Genomic DNA, 2322 nt, shown 5'->3' on the forward strand with positions numbered 1-2322 from the left:
CCCGGCCCTCCGCGTACGGCCCCGGCCCGCCGTCCGCGGAGGGCCGGGCCCGCTACATCCTCGGCCGCTTCGCCGTCCACACCAGCCGCCTGGACGCCGCCGAGGACGCCGCCGGACGCGCCGCCGAGCTCGCCCGCCTCGTCGGGGACACCGCGCTGCGCGTCGCGTCCCACGACCTGCTCGCACACGTCGCGTTCTACCGGCTGCGCCCGCGCGAGGCGGCCGGGCACCTCGAACGCGCCCTCGACCTCGGCCGCGGGCTGGGGGACCGCGCCGGGGAGATGGAGCGCCTCGCCAGCCTCGCCTACACCCACGTCGAGCTGGACGAGCCGGACCGCGCGATCGACTGGGCCGAGGGCGCCCGCGCGCTCGCCCGCGACCTCGGCTACGCGGCGGGCGAGGCCTACGCGCTGCACACCCTCGGGATGGCACTGGACCGCGCCGGCCGGTACGACGAGGCCGTCGCCCGCTACGACGACGCGCTCGCGATCTGCTGGTCCCAGGGACTGCGGGCCCGCGAGTCCTACGTCCTGCTGCGGCTGGCCGAGACGCAGCTGCGCCGCGACCGGCCCGCGGACGCGCTCGCCACCGCCGGCCGGTCGCTCACGATCGGCCGGGAGATCGGCGAGGAGTTCCAGATCGGCCGCGCCCGCGTCGCGCTCGGCCGGGCGCACGCCGCGCTCGGCGACACCGCGGCCGCCCGCGCCTGCTGGACCGACGCCCTCGACGTCTTCACCCGCCTCGGCGTCGCGGAGGCCGACGAGGCCCGCGCCCTCCTGGACGCCCTCCGCGCGGGCCGCCGCGAACCCTGACCGAGGCCCGCTCCTGGCCCAGACCCCTGCGTCAGAGCCAGTCGCGCGCCTTGAAGAGGGCGTACAGGCCGACGCTCAGGACCGCGATCAGCAGCGAGCTGATCCAGAAGCCCGACGCGTGCCCGTAGCCCGGATACGGCACGTTCTGCCCGTAGAACCCGGTGATCGCGGTCGGCACCGCGATGATCGCGGCCCAGCTGGTGACCTTCTTCATCACCTCGTTCAGCCGGTTGCCCTGCAGCGCGATCCGGGTGTCCAGCAGGTTCGCGATCAGGTCGCGCAGCCCGTCGGTGTACTCGCCGACGCGCAGCGCGTGGTCGTACACGTCCTGGTAGTAGGGCACCAGGGGTGGCCCGACGATCCGCAGGTCGCGGCGGAGCAGCGTGTTGAGGATCTCGCGCATCGGCAGCGACACCCGGCGCAGCTTGAACAGGTTCTTGCGCAGCCGGAAGCTGCGCTCCTGGATCTCCCGGACCGGGAACGAGGCGTCGAAGATCATCTCCTCCAGCGCGTCCGCCTCGTCGTCGAACGCCTGCGCGGCGGCGAGCTGGTGGTCCACGACCAGGTCGAGCAGGCCGTACAGCAGCAGCGCGACGGTGCTGCGCGGGTGCTCGCCGCGGGTCAGGTCGGGGCTGCGGTCCCACCGCTCGGTGAGCTCGTCGACGGGGAACCCCGGATCGGCCCGGACGGTCACCAGCGCCGTCTCCGTCACGAACGCGGACACCTCGTACAGCCGCATCCCGCCGCCGTCCACCTTCGGCAGGTAGAGGTTCACGAAGATGTAGTCGGCGTACCGGTCCAGCTTGGTGCGCTCGTGCCGGGAGACGGCGTCCTCCACCGCGACGGGGTCGAGGCTCAGCTCCGTGCTGATCACCCGCATCGCGGTGTCCTGGGATCCGCAGAGGTCGAGCCAGACGACCGTCTCGTCCTGCTTGAGGTACTCGCTGACGTCCTCGACGGGGAAGCCGTCCGCCGCGAGGACGCCGTTCCTCCAGGCCCGGGTGCGCGGCGGCTCGGTGTAGCTCTCCTCGGGGGTGGCGCTCTCCGGCGGCTGCGCGGTCATGCCGTCCCTTTACCCAGTGATCGGCTTCCCCAACGACCGTTGATCGCCTTACCCGACGACCGCCGCCCACTCCGCCGGCGCGGGGCCCGTCGAGCCCCGGACGACCAGCTCGCCCGGCAGCGACACGGGTCCGGGACGCTCGCCCTCCAGCAGTCGCAGCAGCGCGTCCATGCCCGCCGCGCCCAGCTCGGCCGCGGGAAGCCGGACGGTCGACAGCTCCGGCTCCAGCGCCGTCGCGAGCGGCATGTCGTCGAACCCCGTCACCGACAGGTCCCGCGGGATCTCCAGGCCGCGCGCCCGCGCCGCCTTGTACGCCCCCGCCGCCATCACGTCGTCGTCGCAGACCAGCGCGGTCGGACGGTCCGGACCGTCGAGCAGCAGGCCCGCCGCGTCCTTCGCCGCCGCGACGTCGAGCGCCGCGTCCGCGCGGACCAGCGTCGCGCCCGG

3 protein-coding genes are annotated in these 2322 nt (G+C 74.4%); 1 reads left to right on the top strand and 2 read right to left on the bottom strand.

What is annotated here, in order from left to right:
- On the top strand, window positions 1-812 hold an 812-nt coding region (locus AB0J52_RS36820; protein ID WP_500187537.1), incomplete at its 5' end, for a tetratricopeptide repeat protein.
- A 31-nt stretch (window positions 813-843) separates the two neighbouring features.
- Here AB0J52_RS36820 and AB0J52_RS36825 read toward each other — a convergent pair.
- Together AB0J52_RS36825 and AB0J52_RS36830 are read right to left on the bottom strand one after the other, a co-directional pair.
- Window positions 844-1875 (bottom strand): magnesium transporter CorA family protein, encoded by a 1032-nt coding sequence (locus tag AB0J52_RS36825; protein ID WP_500187538.1) that lies wholly within the window; start codon window positions 1873-1875, stop codon window positions 844-846.
- A gap of 48 nt (window positions 1876-1923) precedes the next feature.
- A partial coding sequence (locus AB0J52_RS36830; RefSeq protein WP_500187539.1) for a substrate-binding domain-containing protein occupies window positions 1924-2322 on the bottom strand: 399 nt, incomplete at its 5' end.

It is taken from the genome of Spirillospora sp. NPDC049652 (assembly GCF_040675125.1).
Lineage (GTDB): Bacteria > Actinomycetota > Actinomycetes > Streptosporangiales > Streptosporangiaceae > Spirillospora.

What these genes read in the sequence shown, in the direction of transcription:
- AB0J52_RS36825 (WP_500187538.1), bottom strand. Translation starts at nt 1,875, where the DNA reads ATGACCGCGCAGCCGCCGGAGAGCGCCACCCCCGAGGAGAGCTACACC.